The organism is Bowmanella yangjiangensis, assembly GCF_017255015.1.
In the GTDB taxonomy this organism is placed as follows: domain Bacteria; phylum Pseudomonadota; class Gammaproteobacteria; order Enterobacterales; family Alteromonadaceae; genus Bowmanella; species Bowmanella yangjiangensis.
Window position 1 is genome coordinate 1 of the sequence record NZ_JAFKCS010000447.1, and the last position, 633, is coordinate 633.

The 633-nt window shown below is 67.3% G+C and carries 2 protein-coding genes; both read left to right on the top strand.

Going from position 1 to position 633, the window contains the following annotated elements; translation table 11 throughout:
* The first annotated feature begins 100 nt into the window (after positions 1–100).
* The gene (locus J0A65_RS25070; protein WP_206596942.1) at positions 101–409 is read left to right on the top strand and encodes a capsid cement protein; all 309 of its coding nucleotides are present in this window, start codon (positions 101–103) and stop codon (positions 407–409) included.
* Positions 409–633: hypothetical protein (locus J0A65_RS25075; RefSeq protein ID WP_206596943.1), on the top strand; the 225-nt coding region annotated here is incomplete at its 3' end. The genes J0A65_RS25070 and J0A65_RS25075, both read left to right, overlap by 1 nt.

Sequence of the window (633 nt, forward strand, 5' to 3'; positions counted from 1 at the left end):
GCAGAAGTCCAACGGCGCCTGATAGGCAACTCCCTCTGAAAGCCCCGCCACGCGCGGGGCTTTTTGCTTTCAGCCTTCCCCAAGCCACAGGAGATTCCTCATGGCCAAGAATTACCACCAGGACGGCAACGTCCTCGACCTCATCGCCCCCGCTGGCGGCGTGGTTTCCGGCGGCGCCTATCGCATCGGCACCATCAACTGCGTGGCGCTGGTCACTGCTGACGAGGGCGAAGTGTTCGCCGCCCAGGTTACTGGCGTCTGGCGCCTGCCTGCCGCCGACGGCCTCGCTGCCGGCGCCGGCGTTGACCTCACTGATGGCGAACTCGTAGCCGTAGGCTCGGGCGTGCTGTTCGGCAAGCTGGTCGGCGCTACCGTCGACGGCGAAGCGCTCTGCCGCCTGAGCAACTGATGCCAGCCTTCGGTGATCGCGTCGCGCGGCTGGATGCGCGCGTGATGCGGCTGCTCAAGGACGGCTGTGCCGAGTATCAGCCGCCGGGTGGCAAGCCACCCGTGCGGGGTGTCGAGGTCATGGTCGACGAGAACCTGATGCAGAACGGGCCGGACGGGGTGCTCCCGACCGAGGCCGTGGGCATCACCTGGCGCAAGGCGCAGTTGCACGACGTGACTCGCCTC

What these genes read in the sequence shown, in the direction of transcription:
- J0A65_RS25070 (WP_206596942.1), top strand. Translation starts at nt 101, where the DNA reads ATGGCCAAGAATTACCACCAGGACGGCAACGTCCTCGACCTCATCGCC.